22 protein-coding genes are annotated in these 22,024 nt (G+C 57.2%); 12 read left to right on the forward strand and 10 right to left on the reverse strand.

The genetic code is table 11. The features are described 5' to 3' along the window. Positions 1–1,211 precede the first annotated feature (1,211 nt). Together NK214_RS22535 and NK214_RS22540 are read right to left on the reverse strand one after the other, a co-directional pair. Positions 1,212–1,991 carry an IS3 family transposase gene (locus tag NK214_RS22535; RefSeq protein WP_256477539.1) on the reverse strand — a complete coding sequence of 260 codons (780 nt, stop codon included), beginning with the start codon at positions 1,989–1,991 and terminating at the stop codon, positions 1,212–1,214. Between the two features lie 84 nt (positions 1,992–2,075). Next, a complete protein-coding gene (locus NK214_RS22540; RefSeq protein ID WP_227106099.1) occupies positions 2,076–2,369 on the reverse strand; it encodes a transposase in 294 nt (97 codons plus the stop codon). A gap of 128 nt (positions 2,370–2,497) precedes the next feature. On the opposite strand from NK214_RS22540, the gene NK214_RS25045 reads away from it, so the two are divergent. Further along, the gene (locus NK214_RS25045; RefSeq protein ID WP_255701169.1) at positions 2,498–2,626 is read left to right on the forward strand and encodes a hypothetical protein; all 129 of its coding nucleotides are present in this window, start codon (positions 2,498–2,500) and stop codon (positions 2,624–2,626) included. A gap of 67 nt (positions 2,627–2,693) precedes the next feature. On the opposite strand, the gene NK214_RS22545 is transcribed toward NK214_RS25045, so the two are convergent. After that, on the reverse strand, positions 2,694–2,882 hold the full coding sequence (locus NK214_RS22545; RefSeq protein ID WP_227106097.1) for a hypothetical protein: 189 nt from the start codon (positions 2,880–2,882) through the stop codon (positions 2,694–2,696). 355 nt (positions 2,883–3,237) lie between these two features. On the opposite strand from NK214_RS22545, the gene NK214_RS22550 reads away from it, so the two are divergent. The 3 genes from NK214_RS22550 to NK214_RS22560 are packed head-to-tail and all read left to right on the forward strand — an operon-like array spanning position 3,238 to position 5,500. Further along, entirely contained in the window at positions 3,238–3,465 is a 228-nt protein-coding gene (locus NK214_RS22550; protein WP_227106095.1) for a hypothetical protein, read from the forward strand. Next, on the forward strand, positions 3,462–4,208 hold the full coding sequence (locus NK214_RS22555) for a DUF5131 family protein (RefSeq protein ID WP_227106093.1): 747 nt from the start codon (positions 3,462–3,464) through the stop codon (positions 4,206–4,208). The genes NK214_RS22550 and NK214_RS22555 overlap by 4 nt, the downstream gene beginning before the upstream one ends. Before the next feature lie 20 nt (positions 4,209–4,228). Continuing rightward, the gene (locus NK214_RS22560; RefSeq protein WP_227106091.1) at positions 4,229–5,500 is read left to right on the forward strand and encodes a three-Cys-motif partner protein TcmP; all 1,272 of its coding nucleotides are present in this window, start codon (positions 4,229–4,231) and stop codon (positions 5,498–5,500) included. Positions 5,501–5,545: 45 nt separating this feature from the next. Here the strand turns inward: NK214_RS22560 and NK214_RS22565 are convergent, their stop codons facing one another. Beyond that, positions 5,546–6,478: a three-Cys-motif partner protein TcmP gene (locus NK214_RS22565; RefSeq protein ID WP_227106089.1), complete on the reverse strand. Its 933-nt coding sequence runs from the start codon at positions 6,476–6,478 to the stop codon at positions 5,546–5,548. A 354-nt stretch (positions 6,479–6,832) separates the two neighbouring features. On the opposite strand from NK214_RS22565, the gene NK214_RS22570 reads away from it, so the two are divergent. Both NK214_RS22570 and NK214_RS22575 read left to right on the forward strand, forming a co-directional pair. Next, positions 6,833–7,675, forward strand: a complete 843-nt coding sequence (locus NK214_RS22570; RefSeq protein ID WP_227106087.1) for a bis-aminopropyl spermidine synthase family protein — start codon at positions 6,833–6,835, stop codon at positions 7,673–7,675. Beyond that, entirely contained in the window at positions 7,675–8,250 is a 576-nt protein-coding gene (locus NK214_RS22575; protein WP_227106085.1) for a hypothetical protein, read from the forward strand. Before NK214_RS22570 ends, NK214_RS22575 begins: the two co-directional genes overlap by 1 nt. Here NK214_RS22575 and NK214_RS22580 read toward each other — a convergent pair. Beyond that, positions 8,247–8,903 (reverse strand): hypothetical protein, encoded by a 657-nt coding sequence (locus NK214_RS22580; protein WP_227106083.1) that lies wholly within the window; start codon positions 8,901–8,903, stop codon positions 8,247–8,249. The genes NK214_RS22575 and NK214_RS22580 overlap by 4 nt on opposite strands. Then, a complete protein-coding gene (locus NK214_RS22585; protein ID WP_227106081.1) occupies positions 8,884–9,897 on the reverse strand; it encodes an ImmA/IrrE family metallo-endopeptidase in 1,014 nt (337 codons plus the stop codon). The genes NK214_RS22580 and NK214_RS22585 overlap by 20 nt, the downstream gene beginning before the upstream one ends. A 409-nt stretch (positions 9,898–10,306) precedes the next feature. Here NK214_RS22585 and NK214_RS22590 point away from each other — a divergent pair, with 409 nt between their 5' ends. Then, positions 10,307–11,080 carry a hypothetical protein gene (locus tag NK214_RS22590; protein ID WP_227106078.1) on the forward strand — a complete coding sequence of 258 codons (774 nt, stop codon included), beginning with the start codon at positions 10,307–10,309 and terminating at the stop codon, positions 11,078–11,080. A gap of 204 nt (positions 11,081–11,284) precedes the next feature. Here the strand turns inward: NK214_RS22590 and gyrB are convergent, their stop codons facing one another. The 3 genes from gyrB to dnaA form a co-directional block, all read right to left on the reverse strand. Next, a complete protein-coding gene (gyrB, locus tag NK214_RS22595; RefSeq protein WP_253315583.1) occupies positions 11,285–13,675 on the reverse strand; it encodes a DNA topoisomerase (ATP-hydrolyzing) subunit B in 2,391 nt (796 codons plus the stop codon). Between the two features lie 149 nt (positions 13,676–13,824). Continuing rightward, the gene (dnaN, locus tag NK214_RS22600) at positions 13,825–14,934 is read right to left on the reverse strand and encodes a DNA polymerase III subunit beta (protein WP_048408090.1); all 1,110 of its coding nucleotides are present in this window, start codon (positions 14,932–14,934) and stop codon (positions 13,825–13,827) included. A gap of 54 nt (positions 14,935–14,988) precedes the next feature. After that, positions 14,989–16,383, reverse strand: coding sequence for a chromosomal replication initiator protein DnaA (gene dnaA, locus NK214_RS22605; protein ID WP_107801092.1), 1,395 nt, complete (start codon positions 16,381–16,383; stop codon positions 14,989–14,991). A gap of 457 nt (positions 16,384–16,840) precedes the next feature. Here dnaA and rpmH point away from each other — a divergent pair, with 457 nt between their 5' ends. The 5 genes from rpmH to mnmE all read left to right on the forward strand — a co-directional run bounded on the left by rpmH (position 16,841) and on the right by mnmE (position 20,681). Continuing rightward, positions 16,841–16,975, forward strand: a complete 135-nt coding sequence (rpmH, locus tag NK214_RS22610) for a 50S ribosomal protein L34 (protein ID WP_048408088.1) — start codon at positions 16,841–16,843, stop codon at positions 16,973–16,975. A 4-nt stretch (positions 16,976–16,979) separates the two neighbouring features. Beyond that, on the forward strand, positions 16,980–17,345 hold the full coding sequence (rnpA, locus tag NK214_RS22615; RefSeq protein ID WP_039753648.1) for a ribonuclease P protein component: 366 nt from the start codon (positions 16,980–16,982) through the stop codon (positions 17,343–17,345). Beyond that, entirely contained in the window at positions 17,321–17,530 is a 210-nt protein-coding gene (yidD, locus tag NK214_RS22620; RefSeq protein WP_107801093.1) for a membrane protein insertion efficiency factor YidD, read from the forward strand. The genes rnpA and yidD overlap by 25 nt, the downstream gene beginning before the upstream one ends. Before the next feature lie 21 nt (positions 17,531–17,551). After that, positions 17,552–19,204 (forward strand): membrane protein insertase YidC, encoded by a 1,653-nt coding sequence (gene yidC / locus NK214_RS22625; protein ID WP_227106074.1) that lies wholly within the window; start codon positions 17,552–17,554, stop codon positions 19,202–19,204. A gap of 124 nt (positions 19,205–19,328) precedes the next feature. Then, positions 19,329–20,681 (forward strand): tRNA uridine-5-carboxymethylaminomethyl(34) synthesis GTPase MnmE, encoded by a 1,353-nt coding sequence (mnmE, locus tag NK214_RS22630; RefSeq protein WP_019102217.1) that lies wholly within the window; start codon positions 19,329–19,331, stop codon positions 20,679–20,681. Between the two features lie 22 nt (positions 20,682–20,703). On the opposite strand, the gene NK214_RS22635 is transcribed toward mnmE, so the two are convergent. Further along, the gene (locus tag NK214_RS22635; protein WP_235085382.1) at positions 20,704–21,627 is read right to left on the reverse strand and encodes a LysR family transcriptional regulator; all 924 of its coding nucleotides are present in this window, start codon (positions 21,625–21,627) and stop codon (positions 20,704–20,706) included. Positions 21,628–22,024 lie beyond the last annotated feature (397 nt).

Here is a 22,024-nt window from a genome sequence, read left to right on the forward strand (position 1 = left end):
TAGATGGCACGGCCTCGGGACTCGCATTGAACTCGGGAGGCCTGGCGATTAAAGCGAACACAGCGGCAGGCCTAGCAATGAGCACGAACGGGGTCGGCATTAACACAGCCGTCTCCAAGGGATTAGCGGTAAGCTCAGCCGGACTAACTGTCCAACTAGATGGCACGGCCTCGGGGCTCGCATTAAACTCGGGAGGTCTGGCGATTAAAGCGAACACAGCGGCAGGCCTAGCAGTGAGCACGAGCGGGGTCGGCATTAACACAGCCGCCTCCAAGGGATTAGCGGTAAGCTCAGCCGGACTAACTGTCCAACTAGATGGCACGGCCTCGGGACTCGCATTGAACTCGGGAGGCCTGGCGATTAAAGCGAACACAGCGGCAGGCCTAGCAGTGAGTACGAACGGGGTCGGCATTAGCACAATCCCCTCCAAGGGATTAGCAGTAAGCTCAGCCGGACTAACTGTCCAACTAGATGGCACAGCCTCGGGGCTCGCATTGAACTGGGGAGGCTTGGCGGTGAAGGTTCCCCCTACCTCAGAGCTGAAGCTTGGGCCTGAGGGGATAGAGCTGGATGCGAGGGTGGCCTTAGCCCGAGGAATGGGAGCGTCACATGTGGCCTGGGGACACGGGGCGACGGCGTTCTATGGTAATAACAACAGCGTGTATTGGATGCAGTTCGTAGGGGCCCCAATATCCCAGCTCGCCCCGCAATCGGGGACGTTTGGTCCGACGATTATTATCCACGGGGACAGCACCGGAAATTGGTTTTCACGTGTGATGTCAGTGACAGGCCATGAGAGCGATTGGATTGACTTCATAGGCAAATTGATTTGCCATGTCCTAGCGAACCCCAACGCCAGCTATTGGGGTTGGAAGCCGGTCTGGAACGCGGTATAGCCGCATGCGCGAGCAAATTTAGGCGAGGAGACGCGAATGCAATGCCTCCATTTTCGAAGATATGCTCCAATACGTTCATTCGACGCCCTTTACTCATAAAGCCGGGCAATCCGCATCGCGCCGCCGTAAAGCCTCCGCAGAGATGAGTCCGGGGCGAAGCTGAGCCCCAAAAGCAGACGCCGCGCCTGACGCAAACGATAATTCCATATCCGAATACTGGCGCAGTGTCAAACCGGAAAAACGGTATTGACCTGCGCCGCAACGCGGCGCAGCTGACAGCGGCACTGGTCTGTCCCGAGCTCGGTGGACGGTTGGTTAAGCTCTGAGCAGCGCCTGGCGCTGCTCAAATTCTATCGGGCTCAGATAGCCTAGCGTTGAGTGGCGGCGCTGGTGGTTGTAGAACCGAATGTAGTCAAATATATCCCACCGGGCTTCGTCGTAGCTCCGATAACGAGTCAGGTAAACCCGCTCCGCTTTCAGTGAACGAAAGAAGCTCTCCATTGCCGCATTGTCCCAGCAGTTTCCTGCACGGGAATGGCTCGGCAAAATGCCGTGCCGTTTGAGCAGGACCTGATAGTCGTACGCGCAATACTGACTACCCCGATCGGAATGCAGCAGTACTTCCCCTTTCGGCTGACGTCGAGCTACGGCCATCGTTAAGGCAGCATGGACCAGCTCTTGCTGCATACGGTGATGCATCGCCCAACCCACCACTGCACGCGAGTGCAAATCCAGCACGATGGCCAGGTATAGCCATCCTTGCTCGGTCCGAATGTAGGTCATATCCGACACCCAGCGTTGATTCATCCCGGGGGCCGCAAACTGGCGCTCCAGTCGGTTCGGTGCCACCGGCAGCACATGTTTGCTACCAAGAACAGGCCGCCAGCGTTTACGTGAGCGCACCTGCAAGCCACTTTCCCGCATCAGACGAGCGATCCGATGCCGTCCGCAGTTCATCCCCTGTGCGAGCAGTTCGGCATGAATCCGCCGATGCCCATAAATGCCGCTCACCTCGGCAAACACCAAACGGATTTCCCGTAACAAGCGACGATTGGCCATCTCTCGCGCTGAAGCGCGGACGCTGCCGCCATGCATAGTAGCCACTGCGAGAGACACGCAACAGCCGGCACATCAGCGCCACCGGATACCGTTCGGCTAGCGCTTCAATGACCTGAAACCTTACTTCGTGGGGTGCGAGAAGATGGCGAGCGCCTTTTTTAACACGTCGCGCTCCATGGTGACGCGTGCGAGTTCGTCGCGTAGCCGTTTGAGTTCAGCGGCTTCTCCGAGCTGTTTACCGTTGCCAGGGAAGGCCTGTTCGCCGGCCGTTAGATACTGGCGCTTCCATTTGCCCAGTAATGCCTCAGTGATGTCGAGCGCCTGGGCCACGTGACGTAGCGAGCTGCCGGCCAGCACTTGCTCGACGGCTTCGCGTTTGAAAGATTCGGGAAAGCTTCTACGGGTTTGGGTCATGAACACTCCTTGGTGGAGATTATCCACCTTAAGTTAGTGTCCACTGAGCCCGGGACAGACCATTCGGCATCCCCATTGTGCCAGACTGGCGAGTCGGTCCTCCAACACGAGGGCAGCAGCAGGATGGCATGCTTAAGCTTCTGCAGTGGTTGTGGGGCTGGACCCATTTAACAAACCAAACCATCGGAAAGTTTCCATTCGATGATTTGTGGCGGGATCTTGAAGCTGATATTGAAGCTGAAAGTGGTTTTTGGTGAGTTTATTGCTGCCAGATAAAAGATATCGAGCCCACTTGCTCCAGAATCATCTCTGAGCGATTACGACTCATCTTTTTCCTTCAGCCAAGCGTCTTCGTAGCTCTGCGCGCTTTTTGGCGAAATAAATTTCAGCCTCCTCATGTGGGACACCAGGAGCAGGGTCATCTATGGCCGCTTGGACTGCTTGGCGTACATAAGCGTCATAGGCCTCGGAGGAGGAGGTCTCCACGGGAGCTGTTGGTTTGGGCTTTTGCATGGTTTGTATCCTTGCTGGCAGGGGTACGACTTTGGTCTTGGTTAGACCGAGAGCCTTCAGAACATCAAGTAGAGATGTCTGTTTGATCCGCGTGGCACCGAGGGTGTTGTCCTCAGTAATTCCAACGGGCAGCCCATCTTCGCAGATAGTGGTTGTTTGTCTACTTGCAAGCCAGCCGCATGAGAACTCAGCATCGTGAGTCCTGAAGAGCGACCTGCTCCGAAGGAGGGCCATCGATTCATTTTACCTGTTGTATTTCCCGCCTGACACGTAAAAACACCATAAATATCAGCAATTTAAATTTTAATTTGCATAAAAATGCGTATGATTACAGTGTAATCAATGAGTGCGGCACATGACAACAACGCGAAAGCAGCAACTGGCCACAGCCCAGGACGGATATCGCAAGCGCCGGCGCAAAGAAGGTTTTTCATGTCTACAGACATGGCTTCCGGGAGAAGCTATGCAGAACCTAGCGGAACTCAGAAAAACCTTGGGGCTAGGCCAGGCAGAAATACTGGAGTTGGCAATTGCCAAGTTGCAGAAAGAGTTACAAAATCGCGATAATGAGGTGCAATTATGACAACGGCAAGCAAAATAGAGTGGACTGAGCGAACTTGGAACCCGACAGTGGGGTGCACCAAGATTTCCCCTGGGTGCAAGCACTGCTACGCAGAGGGTATGGCCGGTCGATTACAAGCGATGAAGACACCCGGTTACGAGAACGGTTTCGAATTGACACTGTTGCCACAACGTTTGGATGACCCACTGAAGCGTAAAACGCCGACCACCTACTTCGTGAATTCCATGTCGGATCTGTTTCATGAGGACGTACCGTTCGACTATGTGGCGAAGGTTTTCGATGTTATCGAGCGCGCACACTGGCACACCTTCCAGATCCTGACCAAACGGGCAGATCGCTTGGAGGCATTTTTTGCGGGTAGAACGGCTCCGCCCAATGCCTGGCTCGGTGTGTCGGTCGAGGATCGCAAGTACGGTGTGCCGCGCATTGATCACCTGCGCCGCGTCGATGCGGCGATTCGTTTCCTTTCAGTTGAGCCGCTGCTTGAGGATGTCGGCATGTTGGACTTAACCCACATTCACTGGGTCATCGTGGGTGGGGAGTCCGGACCCAAAGCACGGCCGATGAAAATCGACTGGGTCGACTCGATTCGCGGCCAATGTGAAGATGCAGGCGTCGCATTCTTCTTCAAGCAGTGGGGTGGCTGGGGTGCCGATGGTGTGAAACGTGCGAAGAAGTACAACGGTCGTGAACTGCATGGCCGCACTTGGGACCAGATGCCGGATACAGAACAACGAATCTAAGATAGAGAAGCCAGGACGGGATGACAGCCAATAACAAGTATTTGTGGAAGCTGGGGTCCCGGCCTCCAGCGTTGCAACAACACAGCGCGGTCAAACACAAAATTATTCAGTCCTATGTGCGCGACTACATCATGACACTGATGAAACGCGCCAGCATCCCCAAGCTACAACTAACCTTGGTGGATGGCTTCTCTGGCGGTGGTTGCTATCTGGACGAGGGAGGCCTGCCAGTCGACGGCTCCCCTTTGCTGATGATGAGGGCTGTGCAAGAGGCACGTGCCCTTCTCAATCTTGATCGGACTATTCCTCGTGAGGTCAATGCCGACTATGAATTCATCGACATCTGCCCCGATACGGTCGAGTACCTGCGCTATTGGCTGAACGGTCGCACAGAAGAGGGAACCATCTCTTCCTATGACACTCAGCGCGTGCGGGTGCAATGTGGTGACTTTCTCAAAGAGTTGCCACGGCTGATTGATACGATCCAACGCCGCAAGATGGGGGAGCGAGCCATTTTCGTGCTCGACCAGTACAACTACTACGATTTGCCGCTCCCCTATATCAAGCAAGTCTTGCACTCTCTAAAGAACGCAGAGGTGATCCTGACTTTTAATGTTGGTGCGATGATCACCTTCCTGTCGGATCGGGCCGCCAATCGGAAGCCGATTGAACATATCGGTCTGGATAAGCACATTCCCTGGAAAGATATCAAGTTGATTAAGGCTGAAGATCAGCAGACTTGGCGTCGCACACTACAGCGCTATATCGCGCATGGCATACGACAGGAAACCGGTGCCCACTATGCGACTCTATTTTTTGTGAAGCCACATGGCCTCAACAAGTGGGACTACTGGCTGATTCACCTCTCCAAGCACTACAAGGCCCATGAGGTGATGAAAGATCTGCATTGGCAGCACGCAACTGAGTTTGGTCATGAACTGGAGCCTGGGGTGTTCATCCAGGGCTACGATGCCAATCAGGATCAGGAATACACAGGGCAAGACACATTTGACTTTGGTAAAACGTCCAGGGACGCATGTGTGGACGGATTACGCGAGCATTTTGGCCATCAGTTGGCCGAATTGCGACAACCGATCCCGCTTGGTCAACTCGTATATGCCTGTGCTAGCCAGTCACCTGGTTCAACTCAACATTTCCTCGAGGCGGCCAAGCTGCTACACCACTCAAACGACGTGATCATCACCAGTGCCGATGGCAGGAAGCGGCAACATTCCAAACATTATCACCTGGATGATGTGATTGAGTTTTCCCCTCAGATACGGCTGATCTAAAGGCAAATCTTCGCACAGATGACAAAGCCAAATTTGTGCCAGAAACTAGCCAAATAAACCTTCCGAGGCAATCACTGGCCCAGTACGCAGTGACTTTGTTTTTAGCTTCCCGGTCAACTGCATGTTCAACAGATGGCCGGCAATACGTTTGGTGAGCTTAACGGCACTCGGGCTGGAGTTGGCTGATGCAAAAAACAAGGCAAATATGGGAGACCCTTGATCTGGTAGCTTGATTGGGTCCAGCACAACCGGAAAGATGGTATGTAACTGTCGTTGCATGTACGCCAGAATCTCGTCTTGGCTGAGCACCCGTTGCCGTTTTGTTGCAGTCTCTTCTGCCGCGAATAAGTCAGTTTGATCGGTATCCCGGTAAAAGTCCTTCATCCAATCAGTCGTGCCGAACAAGCGTGTCAGTGCTTCTGACTTGCTGGCATCGACCTTGTCGAACTGATTCGCTGCCTGCCGACACACGGCGTTGAGTGGGAATAGATACCAGAGGTCAATGGCACTGGTGGCCGCGATCTGTTGCAAGGTCTCCCAGCGCACCGCCATTCCATAGGGATCCAGAAACATGACGGCGCGACTATCCTTCCAACTGATCTTCCGGAGTAACTCACTGACTCGAGCATTGCCGTCCCCGGCCAACACCTCGACTCGTTTACCAGGATAGGCCTGCGCCAGCTTGTTGAGTGCTTTGACATGCTTGGCTTTGATATCGATGAAGTAATAATCGTCAAAGCCAGGTTGGACCTCGAGAGCTCGCTCGGCAGAGCCACTGATCCGAACGGTTTTTCCATCAAGATTGATCGCGCACTCGCCGGTGCCGGCGAAGGCGTCTATGAACACCCGCCTAAATGGCGAGCGAGGCAGTGGCTTGTCCTGCAGGGCGGTGTTAAACGCCTCCAGGTAGCGCTGCAGCATTTCCAGCTTGATCACCGTCCAGTTACCGCCAAAGCCGTGGTAGTGCAGATCGCTCATTGCCAAAGGTCCGTACCATACCATTGTCATGGTAACTCATAATCACTATGCATGACAAGGTGGAAGGCGATGGTCTCGGGGGGGATAGCAGAAAAGCGAGTGGCGTCTTGATAGTGACCTTGTTCTATTCATCCATGTAAGTTTCCTCTTGCGCCGTTCTATAACCGCTCAAAGCCAATGACAAATTCATGTTACTGAGTCGGTTCACATGGTACTCATGGGTTGGAGCAAATGATTGTCAAAACCACATGACATATTGCTATAGTATCTATTGTACGTTGAGTTGCAAGCTATTCTATCCAAACCAATTAGTTCTAACTGAAATATAGTTGACCAATTTCATTGGGGTTAAGTATGGCAGAGCGAAAGGAAATTGATCTTCGGGCCGCAATTAATGCGATTTCGGATGTGGTTCAGAACCGCCCCCGCCCACTAAGGGAAATGGACCAAATCTATATGAAAACTGGGGATATGGTTCTCCAAAGTGAGATGGTCGCTAAGTGGGCCGACGGAAAGAGGTTAGCTTTTATCGGGGACGGGGATGCAATCAGTGTGAGCGTTGCTTACCTGATGAGCCGTGAGATACTGAACTACGGACCTGCCAAGATTCAAGTATTCGATTTCGACGAACGTATCTGTGGTGCCATCAAACGCTTTGCGGACCGCGAGGGCATCGAGATGCTTGATTCAACCCTCTACAATGTGCTGGAAGCCTTCCCAAACATTGGAGAATTCGACTGTTTCTATACTAATCCCCCATGGGGGGCTAGCAACGGTGGTGACAGTGTCAACGTTTTTTCCCAGCGAGGGATGGAAGCAGTTGGAAACAAGGGGGAAGGCATGATTGTGATCGCTGACGATCATGAGCTTGAATGGCCACAGCAGGTTCTGGCCGCAGTCCAGAAGTTTGTATTGAGTGCTGGGTTTTACGTTCAGCGCATGGCTTCCAAGGTGCATCAATATCACCTAGATGATAACCCCGATCTACGCTCGTGCAATCTGATGATCAAATCTTTGCCGGGCATACTTCCACCTCAGAATTCGGAGCCGATTTCCGATCAGGCCCGCCTTGAGCACTTCTATGGTAGAGATCATCCGATCAAAATTAGGTATGTACGCGAGAAAAAGCGCGTTGATTATGGCAAGGCGCACGATGATGAATATTGCTATGAAACATTCGTTGAGGAAGGAAAGTAATGGCCGATATCATCCAGCCCAATCGGGGAATTCTATTCATGAAAGTAGGTGTTCATGCTCAAGAGACTCTTGAGGACATAATTGAACGTAAGACCAAGGAAATTAAAGATGCCGGTTTTGCTTTTTGGGGCTACGGAGGCAATACTTGTCATCCAACTACGATGGTACAGCCTTTTGTTGAAGGCCATGCGGCACGCGGAGAGAAGGTAGTTCTGTGCATGAATGAGATACTATCGAAGCACTTTGCCGACCCAGTTCGGGCCGAACTCTATTCGACCGATGGCGTCAGATGGCAAAAGGTACCTAACGCTATCAATGTCCTGGGTTCCAGATATGCGTTGGCGATCAAGGATCTTCGGCGTACAAATCTGGAGCTCCCCTTGGCAAAGTCCGCAGTCGCCATCGGAAATAGCAAGGGAATGCTGGGTGTGCAATATATCAGAGGTCGAGTTGACAAGGCATGCCTTGAGTTATGCGAAGGTGCCGATATTCCGCGAGCTCCCGACGAAAAATCTGTACAGATCGATTTAGTGGCCGAACTGTGTGAACCCTACGCTGTCTTCCTCAAAAACTAGATTGGATAGGCAACTAAGACTCCTGGCGCATCTGCTTGGCTACTGTGGATGTAGCTAACGAGACCATCTTGGCATGACTCGAGCGGACTACCACCAGAGTAGCAGCCCAGAGCCATCGTTAGGCTTATATCGATAGTTTTTGGCAGGGCGCATATGGAAGGTTGTACTGACTCTAAGCCAGACTTTTCAATCATCCATAACACCAACTGCTCAAGGGAGGCAACCTTTCCATGAATATGTTCACATGCTTCGTGCTCCCGCAGGGCTGCTATCGCTTTGATGGCACGTTTGTCACCTGTCATCATCAACTCGATTTCGCGGGCAAGCATCAAGGCGCAAAGTTGACTCTCACCCAAGTCCAAATCTACGCCGAATGCAATAGCGGCACTTTCAAGTTGAGCGGCTAGCTCCAGTTCTTCAGGATTGGGCTCAATAGCAGCAATAGAGGTTATAGCTTCTAGGAAGTGTATTTTTACTTCTTCTAACTGATGACCTTCCAGTTTCTTCTTGAATTTGCTGGCCACGACGAATTGTGCTGCAGCAATCATTCCAAAATCTTTACTCCCGAAGGGTTCAGTTTCAAGTAGAAGTTTCAATAGTTTGTATGACGTAATTTTGAGTAAAACATCTGTATCAATCAATGCCCAAGCCATTCGCGCCCCCCATAACGGCTTTCACAAAATGCACGCTCTCATCGCTTAGATTTTGCCAATCCATCTGGTGGGATGCTATGCGGTTGACGACCTTCCAAGCGGGTATGGGGTCAGTGTAAATATGCTTCATCGCATTCTGTACAATTGCCCATTCTCCAGTGGCATAACCGTAGCATAGCGCAAGCGTCCCAGGCTCAATACGGTTGTGGGAGCCTAAGGTCAATGCCTTATTGGCAAGCTCGCGTGCATTGTGGCCTTGCCCTTGTTTCGCTATCTCAAAATCAGGATTACCAGTGAGCAGCTCCAGAGCGTAACGATCCGCCTCAATCTCTTCATCGTCCTTCTCCTGTGAGTTATCATCCTCTTCCATGTCGAGGAGTGCAGACCCTGTCTCAACGTGGCCACAGGCAATATGGCCGATCTCATGTGCCAAGTAAAACGCAATCGAAGCAGGGTACAGTGAGTCTTTGGCTAGTAAAATGGCGTAGCGATCCTTGAGGCGAGCTACCATTGCGCTCATTTTTTTTGCCGCCAGTGGATACACGCGCAGATGAATCACTGGTACACCAATGCCCCACATTGTTGCTAGTAGTTCCAACAACCCCACGTGCGGGTTATTTTTAAGAATTAGATGACGTAGTTTTGAGGCTGTAACGCCATCTAGAATTTCTACCTGTTTGACTGACTTGACAAGCATTCTGGCAACCGATTTGCCAAAAGCTGTGATCGCAGGTTTATCGTGCTGGTCATTACCCCTGAAATTCTTATATTTCGCTGAGTCGTCCCAAATAAATTGAGGAGACTGTTCATCGAGCACAGTTAACGGATCGAGGCCTAGATTTCTAGCCAAAGAAAAGCGTAGCTCTGCTTGCGCCGAAGGCGAAGCATCTGCTGCGTCGCTCCACCATTCTGGCCAAGCGGCATTAATCGCGGAATCAGTCAACCCGGTAGACTTTGCAAGGCGCTGTCTGAACTCTTGTGATTTACTCGCCAAAATGTCTCCACAAGTATGATGAGCTAGTCCTAGCTTTGGCTCTTTCGCTCTTCTACGATATATGACCTTGTGCTCTCTATCAATTTTGCTAGTAGCGCTGCATGTGAGGGGCTGCCATCCCACACCTCGTCTATAAGCTTATGCAGGTCGCTAATCTGTGCACTTTCTTCAACTTCTATTCCAAAAAATGCACACAAACGAAGGGCGTTTGTTCCCTGGCTTTTTACTCCCTGTCCCAGAAGCCGGCGCACAGCATAGAAATTCACTCCACTAGCTCTCGATAGAGCAGTAGGGGAGCCTGTGTACTGAGCAAGCGCCGCATTTAATTTAGCTCTGGCAACTTCCCACTTGATTTGCGATTTGTGCATATTACTGTATAATAACAAAAAATTGCACATTTGAGACTTCAATGTTTTACAACCATGCCAGGCCACCTGCTACAACCAGCCATAGTGCCGGAGATTCCGTTCCTGATATCTTCTGCTGGACAAAGATGGGGGCTGAAGCTGGGCAAACACTCGATGCCATCATTCGGCGTAAAGAGCTGGAGCGCCTAGCGGGCAATGGAGTGTTTGCATGGGGCATCGGTAACTCCCTTGGTACAAGTGTTGACTTGGCTCGGCAAATGAGCCCCAGTGGCAGAGTCGACGTGCTATTCACGCCGATGAAGAGCCCTCCAAAACAGATTGATGCCTCACCTTCTCAAACCTTCTTATGGCTCTACTACATCGAGAGCGATGGCCGTATTGCCTCCCTTCCAGGGCACCTCCTGATCACCAGCCGGGGTGGGGAGCACAAGAAGGCGCACTATGCGCTCCTTTGCCATAGTGAAAGCAGTATTGAGGATGATGTGCTGGAGCATTACATTTATGCAGCAAGTGCACGTAACCTAGCTAGTAGTAACCGTATCGGCTCATCGCAAGTAACCTCTGTGGTGCGTTACGGTTTGGATGCTGTTGCACCCGATGATGCACCTTACAAAGTCGCTTTCCGAGCAGCGTTGCACCAGCAAGGTTTCTTGAAGTTGGTTAGTCCAGTTTGTTTGGAGGGGGCGATTGCCAAGCTATACCATCAGGCGTGTGCCGCGACATCTGCGATGGAGTGGCTCTCTTTAGCCTCGGAGGTACGCAAAATGGCTGAGGAGCTCGTTATACCAGTGCCTGGAACGGATCTATTTGCCTAGTCTGTCCAGGAGAGGCGACAAAGTGGTCAGAAAAGTGGGTAAGCATGACGCTTGCGACCTCGGGGCTGGAGCCTTATAAGTATCAAGGAAAGAAAAATGGCCTCCAATCTTGGAGGCCATCCTTCTCACCGCCTAGGCTGCGTGTGAAATCCCAAAAATCTAGAAAAGTGGGAAAAATCTAGATACTCGTGGGATCCTACATCCTTACACGTCGATATTCCGCGCAATCAAGGCATTACCCTCAATGAAGTTCCGGCGCGGTTCCACTTCGTCGCCCATCAGGGTGGTGAACACGTCGTCCGCGCTCATCACGTCTTCAATGCGCACCTTCAGCAGGCGGCGCACGGTGGGGTCCATGGTGGTTTCCCACAGCTGTTCCGGGTTCATCTCGCCCAGGCCCTTATAGCGCTGGATGTTCATGCCCTTCTTCACTTCCGCCAGCAGCCAGTCCAGCGCTTCGCCAAACTCCGCCACCGGTTTCACGGTTTCGCCGCGTTTGACGTGGGCGCCTTCGCGCAGCAGGCCGCTGAGCATGTCGCCGGTTTTCTTCATTTCCGCGTAGTCGCCGGATTCCAGGAAGTCCTGGTCCATCACCGTCACCATCACGTTGCCGTGCAGTTTTCGGATGATCTTGATCAGGTGGCCGTCGTTCTTTTCATCGCGCAGCAGTTCCAGTTCGATGGCTTCCACCGGCAGCAGCGCGCTCAGTTTGGCCAGCGCGGCGTCCGCTTCTTGCTGGCTGCTAAGGGACAGCGGGCCGGTCTTGAGCATGGCTTCCAGCACCAGCGGGTCGATTACGCGGCTTTCGCGATCAATCACGGAGCGGGTCAGCAGGAACTGGCGAGCAATTTCGCCCAGGGTGTCGCCGGACAGCGCGGCGGCGCCTTCCGCCGGGATCAGTTCGGCTTTTTCCAGCGCCAGTTGCAGCAGGAACTGGTTAAGCTCGGAGTCGTCCTTGAGGTAGCGCTCTTGCTTGCCCACTTTGGCCTTGTACAGCGGCGGCTGGGCGATGTAGATGTGGCCGCGCTCCACCAGTTCGCTCATTTGGCGATAGAAGAAGGTGAGCAGCAGGGTGCGGATGTGCGCGCCGTCCACGTCGGCATCGGTCATGATGATGATGCGGTGGTAGCGCAGCTTGTCCGGGTTGTACTCGTCCTTGCCAATGCCGCAGCCCATGGCGGTGATCAGGGTGGCCACTTCCTGGCTTTGCAGCATTTTGTCGAAGCGGGCGCGTTCCACGTTCAGGATCTTGCCCTTCAGCGGCAGGATGGCCTGGAATTTGCGGTCGCGGCCTTGTTTGGCGGAGCCGCCGGCGGAGTCGCCCTCCACCAGGTACAGTTCGCACTGGGTGGGGTCTTTTTCCTGGCAGTCCGCCAGTTTGCCGGGCAGGCCCAGGCCGTCCATGATGCCTTTGCGGCGGGTGATTTCGCGGGCCTTGCGCGCGGCTTCACGCGCGCGGGCGGCTTCCACGATCTTGCCGCAGATGATCTTGGCGTCGTTGGGGTGTTCCAGCAGATAGGTTTTCAGCGCTTCGCTGATCACTTCATTGACCACCGGGCCAATTTCGCTGGAGACCAGTTTGTCCTTGGTCTGGCTGGAGAACTTGGGGTCCGGCAGTTTGACGGACAGCACGCAGGTCAGGCCTTCGCGCATGTCGTCGCCGGTGGTGTCCACCTTGGCCTTTTTGGCCACTTCGCTCTCTTCAATGTACTGGTTCAGCGTGCGGGTCATCACCTGACGCAGCGCGGTCATATGGGTGCCGCCGTCGCGCTGGGGGATGTTGTTGGTGAAGCACTGGACGCTTTCCTGGTAGGAGTCGTTCCACTGCATCGCCACTTCCACGGTCATGCCGTCTTTTTCGCCCAGGCCGTAAAACACCTTGGGGTGCAGCACGTTCTTGTTGCGGTTCATGTATTCCACGAAGCCCGCCACGCCGCCGGAGAAGGCGAAGCTTTCTTCCTTGCCGCTGCGCTTGTCTATCAGGTTGATGCCCACGCCCTGGTTCAGGAAGGACAGTTCGCGGATGCGCTTGGCCAGGATGTCGAAGTGAAACTCCACCAGGCCGAAGGTTTCTTCGCTGGCGCGGAAGGTCACTTCGGTGCCGCGGTGGTTAGTGTGGCCGGTGACGGTGAGCGGGGCCACGGCGTCGCCGCGGCGGAATTCCATTTCATGGACTTTGCCGTCGCGCCAGATTTTCAGACGCAGCCAGTCGGACAGCGCATTCACAACGGAGACGCCCACGCCGTGCAGGCCGCCGGAGATCTTGTAGCTGTTGCTGTCGAATTTGCCGCCGGCGTGCAGGATGGTCATGATCACTTCCGCCGCCGATCGCCCTTCTTCCGGGTGGATGTCGGTGGGGATGCCCCGGCCGTTGTCTTCCACGGTGATGGAGTTGTCGGGGTTGATGATGACCTTGATGGTGTCGGCATGGCCGGCCAGCGCTTCGTCAATGGCGTTGTCCAGCACTTCAAACACCATGTGGTGCAAGCCGGTGCCGTCCGAGGTGTCGCCAATATACATGCCTGGGCGTTTGCGTACCGCATCCAATCCTTTGAGGACTTTGATGCTATCCGCGCCGTATTCCTGTTCGCTCATCTGCTGCTTTCTGTATGGAGAGGGGCCGGGCGGGCCGGGAGTGACTCCTGGCGCCGCACGGCCGGCCTCTGCCGGTCAATCTGAAAATCCGTTTGCCGGGGCGGGGGCAGGGCCTCCGCCGCCGGCGGGCTGCCGGGTGGCGGCCGGCGTCAAATCCGCATGGGCATGACGATGTATTTGAAGTTACTGACGTCCGGAATGGTCACCAGAGTGCTGCGGTTGGAATCGCCAAAGGCCAGTTGCAGGGTGTCCGCCGGCAGGTTGGTCAGCACGTCCATCAGATAGTTGATGTTGAAGCCGATTTCCAGCTCGCCGCCCTGGTAGGCGATTTCCAGTTCTTCTTCCGCTTCTTCCTGCTCGCTGTTGGTGCAGAGAATGGACATGGAGCCGGGCTTGAGCACCAGGCGCACGCCGCGGAATTTCTCGTTGGCCAGAATGGCGGCGCGCTGCAAGGCGTGCAGGAATTCCAGGCGTTCAATCAGGAAGATCTTGTCGTTGTCCAGCGGGATGACGCGGTTGTAGTCCGGGAACTTGCCGTCCACCACTTTGCTGATGATGACGGTGGAGCCGAAGCTGAAGCGCACCTGGTTGGCCAGCACTTCGATATTGATCGGGTCGTCGATGTCCTGCAGCAGCTTGTACAGCTCGATGATGGTCTTGCGCGGCAGGATCACTTCGGACTTGGGCAGGTTGGCTTCCACGTCCGCGCTGGCAAAGGCCAGGCGGTGGCCGTCGGTGGCCACCAGGCGCACCTGGTTGCCGTCGGTCTGCATCAACAGGCCGTTCAGGTAGTAACGGATGTCCTGCACCGCCATCGCGTATTGCACCTGGGAGATCAGGCGCTTGAGTTCGCGCTGGCTCAAGCTGAAGCTGGAGTCGCTGGCGCTGCCCACGGACAAGAGCGGGAAGTCGTCGGCCGGCAGGGTTTGCAGGTTGAAGCGGCTCTTGCCGGCTTTCAGGGTCAGGCGGCCGCCGTCCAGTTGTTCCAGGGTCACGGTGGCGTTGCCCGGGATGGCGCGCAGGATGTCCTGCAGCTTTTTGGCGGAGGTGGTCAGGCGGAAGTCTTCGCCCGGCAATTCGTCGCTGCTGGCGGTGGTGATCTGGATTTCCAGGTCCGTGGCCAGGAAGCCCACTTGTCCGCCCTTTTTCTCTATCAGCACATTGGACAGGATGGGCAGGGTGTGACGACGCTCGACAATGCCGGTGACTGCCAGCAGTGGCTTGAGCAGGGCATCGCGTTCGGCTTGCAGGATCAGCATGGGGCGGGCTCCCGTTGGGTGTTTGTGAGTCGGTTCAAGTTAGGCTTCATGGTCTTAGTTACGCAGCATGGCCAGCAGCGTGTCGTAATCGTGAGCGATATCGGCGTCGTTGCCGCGCATTTCGGCAATGGTCTTGCAGGCGTGCAGCACGGTGGTGTGGTCGCGGCCGCCAAAGGCGTCGCCGATATTGGGCAGGGACAGCTGGGTCAGTTCCTTGGCCAGCGCCATCGCCACCTGGCGCGGCCGGGCGATGTCGCGGCTGCGCTTTTTGCTGTGCATGTCGGACAGCTTGATCTTGTAGTACTCGGCCACGGTTTTCTGGATGGCGTCCACGGTCACCTGGCGGTTGCCGGCGGCCAGGATGTCCTTGAGCGCTTCCTTGACCAGTTCCAGCGAGATGTTCTGATTGGTGAAGCGGGCGTAAGCCACCACGCGCTTGAGCGCGCCTTCCAATTCGCGCACGTTGGAGCGCACGTTCTGGGCAATGAAGAAAGCCACGTTGTGGTCCAGCTTGATGCTGTCCGCCTCGGCCTTTTTCATCAGAATGGCCACGCGCATTTCCAGCTCCGGCGGCTGGATTTCCACGGTCAGGCCCCAGGAGAAGCGGGAGATCAGCCGCTCTTCCATGCCTTCTATCTGCTTGGGGTAGCTGTCGCAGGTCATGATCACCTGCTTGCCGCCCTCGATCAGCGCGTTGAAGGCGTAGAAGAATTCTTCCTGGGTGCGGTTCTTGCCGGCGAAGAACTGAATATCGTCGATCAGCAGCAGGTCTAGCGAGTGGTAGTAACGCTTGAATTCGTCAAAGGCCTTGTGCTGGTAGGCGCGCATGATGTCGGCCACATAGCGTTCGGCGTGGATGTAGCGGATCTTGGCTTGCGGGTTCTTTTGGAACACGTGGTTGCCGATGGCCTGGATCAAGTGGGTCTTACCCAGGCCCACGCCGCCGTAAACAAACAGCGGGTTGTAGGCCTGGTCGCCCGGGTTTTCCGCAATCTGCATGGCCGCGGCGCGCGCCAGCTGGTTGCCCTTACCGGTCACCAGGGTGTCGAAGGTGAACGAGGGATTGAGCCGGGTGCTTTCGTGGCTGCCGCCAATGGCTTTGACCGCGGCCTGCTTGGCCTGGGACGGCGCGCTGGGCGTCGGCACGCTGGGCGCGGGCTTGGCTTTGGCCGGCATCACCGCGGGCGCGGCGGCCGGACGGCCGGCGGGCGCGCCCAGGCGCAGTTCCACCAGGCACTCGCCCACCAGCTCCACCGCCAGTTCTTCAATACGCGCCAGGAAGCGGTCCTTGATGAACTGCATGATGAAGCGGTTGGGCGCAAACAGCGCGATGCCCTCTTCCGTGGTTTCGGCCGATAGCGGCTTGATCCAGGTATTGAACTGTTGCGAAGACAGTTCGGCCTCCAGGCGGGCCAGGCAGCCAGGCCAAAATTGATCCAGTTCGGTCATTACATATACGCAAGTAAAAGCGAAAAACCCGCTGTCGGCTTTAAGGCCAAGCGGCGGGAGAAGCCGCCGCGCCCCGCGCTTGGGGCGGACGACGTGTGTTCGGCATGATTCAAGGACCGCGTTCCGCGCATCGCCGGGCCGCAAGGCGGGCCAGACATGGACGGGGCGGCCCCCGAGAACCGCTGGCAAAATTCCTGGATCCGGCACGCGCCGCGCTTGCGCGGGCGCGCGTTGCTCCAGTGGGTGGGGCTGAATTTTGGCAGTGCTTCTCTGGGTTGGCGTTCCGCCCCGGCGCGCGTTCAATAATTGCGCAGCGGACTCGGAACGGTAAGCCTTGGCATTCTAACGGTTTTTCTCAAAGTTATCCACAGGTGCTTAGAAAATTCCTCATTGACAAACCGGCGTTTATCCTGTCAAATCACGCGTTTATTTCCGTTTCGAAACAGGAATTCCAATCATGAAGCGTACTTACCAGCCCTCCAATACCCGTCGTAAACGCACCCACGGCTTTCTGGTCCGCATGAAGACCCGCGGCGGCCGCGCAGTGATCGCAGCCCGTCGTTCCAAAGGCCGCAAGCGTCTGGCCGTATAAGCCTTTGTCGGCTTACCGCTTTCGCCGTGCGCACCGGCTATTAAAAACGGATGAGTTCTCATCCGTTTTTAGTTTGCGGATGTCGCGCAGCAACGCCACGTTCCAGGTATCGGCCCGGCCCAATGAATTGGGGCACGCGCGGCTGGGCCTGGTGGTGGGCCGCAAGGTCCACAAGCGGGCCGTGCGCCGCAATTACATCAAGCGCACGGTGCGCGAGTGGTTCCGCCTGAACCGGCAAACGCTGCCGGACATGGACTTCGTGGTCCGCGCCAAGGTGCCTTTTACGCGCGCCGAGCGAACTGAAGTGATCACGGCTTTGTCTTCTCTGTTTGCTAAACTGGCACGATGTCGCGCCTCTTCATCCTCCTGATCCGTTTTTACCAGCTGGCTATCAGCCCGTGGCTGGCACCGCGTTGCCGCTTCCAGCCCACCTGTTCCAGCTACGCGATCGAGGCCATGAAAAAGCACGGCGCACTCAAGGGCGGCTGGCTGGCCGCCAGACGCATCGGACGTTGCCACCCCTGGGGCGGCAGCGGCTACGACCCAGTTCCCTGAACTTAAATCCGGTATCGAGAGATGGATTCCAAGCGCCTCATAATCTTCATCATGCTGTCCCTGGGCATCCTGCTAGGTTGGCAGGAGTTTTTCGCGCCCAAGCCGACGCCGCAGCAGGTGGCCGCGCAAAAACAGGCCGCCACGCAGCAGCAGGCCGCCAACAGCGCGTCCCACAACGCCCAGCCGGTGGATTCCAACAAGCTGACTTCCGGCCAGCGCATCACGGTGAACACCGATGTGCTGAAAGCGGAAATCGACACCGTGGGCGGCGATCTGCGCCAGCTGACGCTGTTGAAGCACGATTCCGCCGTGGACAGCAAAAAGCCGCTTGATCTGCTGACGGACCGGAACGGCCGCGTCTATGTGGCGCAAACCGGCCTGGTGGCCGCCAGCAACCCGGCGCTGCCCACCCACAAAACCGTGTTCACCGCGGAAAAAACCAGCTACGAGCTCTCCGGCGACAAGCTGGAAGTGAAGCTGACCGCGCCGGAAGCCAATGGCGTGAAGGTGAGCAAGATCTACACCTTCACCAAGGGCAGCTACAAGATCGGCGTGCGTTACGACATCGCCAACGGCGGCGCCGCCCCGCTGGCCGCCACCGCTTACTACCGCCTGCTGCGCGACAGCCAAACGCCGGAAGGCGAAGGCCGCCTGGCCCACACCTTCACCGGCCCGGCGGTGTACACCTCGGAAAACAAATTCCAGAAGGTGAGCTTCGACGATCTGGCCAAGGGCAAAGGCGATTACGCCAAGACCGGCAGCGACGGCTGGGTGGCGATGATCCAGCACTACTTCATGTCCGCGTGGATCCTGAAGCCGCTGGACGGCGCCAGCGTGTGCAAGGACGACAAGTCCTGCCGCTTTGAGCTGAAGCAGAGCAACGGCCTCAACTCCGCCGCCGCGCTGGTGGATTACGCCACCATCGCCCCGGGCCAGAGCCTGAGCGTGTCCGTGCCGCTGTTCGCCGGCCCGGAAGAGTACGATGTGATCAGCAAGCTGGCGGACGGCATGGAATACGCCAAGGACTTCGGCATCTTCCACATCTTCGCCTCCCCGCTGTTCTGGCTGCTGACCAAGCTGCACCTGCTGGTGCAGAACTGGGGCTGGGCCATTGTGCTGCTGACCCTGACCGTCAAGGCCATCTTCTACCCGCTGACCGCCGCGTCCTACCGCTCCATGGCCAAGATGAAGGCGCTGGCGCCGCGTCTTGAGCGCATGAAGGAGCAGTACGGCGACGACCGCATGAAGTTCCAGCAGGCGGTGATGGAGATGTACAAGTCCGAGAAGGTGAATCCGCTGGGCGGCTGCCTGCCCATGCTGATCCAGATCCCGGTGTTCATCGGCCTGTACTGGGCGCTGCTGGCTTCGGTTGAGCTGCGCCAGGCGCCGTGGATCCTGTGGTACACCGACTTGGCCCGCCCGGACCCGTTCTATGTGCTGCCGGTGATCATGGCGGCCACCATGTTCCTGCAGACCTTCCTGAACCCGCCGCCGGCGGACCCGATGCAGGCCAAGATGATGAAGATCATGCCGGTGGCCTTCTCGGTGATGTTCTTCTTCTTCCCGTCCGGCCTGGTGCTGTACTACGTGGTCAACAACATCTTGTCGATGGCCCAGCAGTGGCAGATCAACAAGAGCATAGAGAAGAAAAGCAAGGCCGCGCTGCAATCCTGATTGCCCGGCGCGCTCTGAACCCCAAACCCGGCCGCATGGCCGGGTTTTTTGCTGGATAATTGAAGCGTACTCGCCACGACGCCCCGCCTCGCGGGGGCCGCGGCCCAGATTCCAAGGAATGCCCATGAGCCTTAGCTACACCCCCGCCACCATCTGCGCCATCGCCACCGCACCCGGCCGCGGCGGCGTCGGCGTGATCCGCGTGTCCGGCAAGGATTTGCTGCCCTTCGCCGCCGCCGTCAGCGGCGGCAAAACGCCCAAGCCGCGCTATGCGCTGTACACCGACTTCGTCGACGCCCACGGCCAGCCGCTGGACAACGGCCTGCTGCTCTACTTCCCCGGCCCCAACAGCTTCACCGGCGAAGACGTGATCGAACTGCAAGGCCACGGCGGGCCGGTGGTGCTGAAAATGCTGCTGGCGCGCTGCGTGGAGCTGGGCGCGCGGCTGGCGGAACCGGGCGAATTCACCAAGCGCGCCTTCCTCAACGACAAGCTGGACCTGGCCCAGGCGGAAAGCGTGGCGGACTTGATCGACGCCAGCAGCGAAACCGCGGCCAAGAGCGCGCTCAAATCGCTGAAAGGCGCCTTCTCCAAGGAAATCCACGTGCTGGTGGACGAGCTGATCACCCTGCGCATGCTGGTGGAGGCGACGCTGGACTTCCCGGAGGAGGAGATCGACTTCCTCAAACAGGCGGACGCGCTGGGCAAGCTTGAACGGCTGCGCGGCCGGCTGGTGCAGGTGCAGGCCACCGCCAAGCAGGGCGCCATCCTGCGCGAGGGCATGCACGTGGTGCTGGTGGGTCAGCCCAATGTCGGCAAATCCAGCCTGATGAACGCGCTGGCCGGCGACGACATCGCCATCGTGACCGACATCGCCGGCACCACCCGCGACACCGTGCGCGAGGAGATCGTCATCGACGGCGTGCCGGTGCACATCATCGACACCGCCGGCCTGCGCGACACCGACGACGTGGTGGAGAAGATAGGCATAGAACGCACCTGGCAGGCGGTGGAGCGCGCGGACCTGGCCCTGGTGCTGGCGGACAGCCGCGACGGCCTCACCGGCGAGGTGCAGGCCATTCTGCAACGGCTGCCGGCCGCGCTGCCGCGCGTGCACGTGTTCAACAAGGTGGACCTGTCCGGCGAAGCGCCGGGCCTGGCCGATGAAGACGGCCACCCGCTGGTGCGCCTGTCCGCGCGCACCCACGCCGGCGTGGAGCTGCTCAAGGCCAAGCTGCTGGAGATGATAGGTTACAGCGGCGGCGGCGAAGGCGTGTTCCTGGCGCGCCAGCGCCACCTGGACGCCATCCGCCGCGCCGCCGAACACCTGGAACTGGCCCACGCGGACTGGGAGCAAGTGGAAATCTTCGCCGAGGAATTGCGCATGGCGCAGAACGCGCTGTCCGAGATCACCGGCGAATTCAGCGCCGACGATCTGCTGGGGGTGATCTTCAGCCGCTTCTGCATCGGCAAGTAAGCCCTCCCCTCCCGCGCCGCCGCTAGGCCGCCAGCGTCACCCCGGAGTGGAAGGCTATCGTCGGCAACACCTCGTCCAGCACCTGCAAAAAGGTGAAGGCGGCCGGCGACAGCGGCACGCCGCGCCGGGTGAACACGTGGACGTCCCGCTGTAGCTCGGCCGACTCAAACAAGCGGTAGGGCAGATCCCGCGCCGACGGGTGGGAGGCCGCCAGCGCCGACAACACGCAAGCGCCCACCCCGGCGCGGATCAGGCAGAACTGCATGTCCAGATTGGTGACGGTGATCTTGCTGGCCACCTGCTGCCAGAGCTCGGGATGGCTGCGCTCCAGCGCGGACATGATGCTGGTGTCGCTTTCGTCCTGCAGCAAGGGCCATTGCCGCAGGGATTGGCAGTTGAGCGGCCCCGCCGGCGGCTCGAAGCCCGGCGGAAACATCAGCCCCAGCCGGGCGGACAGCAGCTGGCGCTTGTCCAGCTTGTCCCCGGCCGCGCCCACATAGGAACCGATGCCGATGTCCACCTCGCCCGATTCGATGCGGCGCACCACGCCGCCGCTGGTGTCGTCCAGCAGACGCACATGGATGCACGGGTAATCTCTTCTCAGCCGTTTGAGCACCTCCGGCAGCACGCTGGACGCAAAAGCCATGCCGCTGGCCACGTAGACGCTGCCGCTGCTGCCGGCGGATTTTTCGCGCAGATCGGACAGCAGCAGTTCAAAGTCGTTCAGCAGCCGGCGGGCCACCGGCAGGAAGGCGTTGCCCTGCGTGGTGAGCGCCACTTTGCGGGTGGTGCGCTCAAACAGCGTCAGCCCGATCTCCTGCTCCAGCTCGCGTATGGTCTTGGTCAGCGTGGATTGCGTCAGAAACAGCTGGCGGGCCGCGGCGGTGAAGCTTTCGGCTTCGGCAACGGCCGAAAAGGCGCGCAGGTGGCGAAGGGAGATATTCATGACGAAGTGGAATTGATTGGCTTTATTAATTCATTTTACACCAATAACTTTCAACGCTTGCGCGTTTGAAGTTCACGCCCTTCATCATGGAACGGCCATCCCGGCTTTGCCGATAAAACTCAAGCGCAAGCCGCTGACGCCGGGCTTTGGCCGCCATCGAATCCCCCAGATCGTCACCCACCGCAGGCCTCAGAGCCTGTTCAAAGTCCGCTGCGCTTCAGCGGGATGGTTGAACCGCTTCTAAGGCCCCGCCCCTTTGGACGGCGTCAGGGTCCGGTATCGGCGCGCCCACCAGCGCCAGGCGGGCGGTAGTTACGTTACGGAAGCCCGCCAAGAGATAACATTGCCGCGCGCAGAGATCGCGGCTGCTCCACTTCCCGGACGCCCACATCGCCAA

The sequence above is a fragment of the Chromobacterium sp. S0633 genome (assembly GCF_024158805.1).
Taxonomy (GTDB): domain Bacteria; phylum Pseudomonadota; class Gammaproteobacteria; order Burkholderiales; family Chromobacteriaceae; genus Chromobacterium.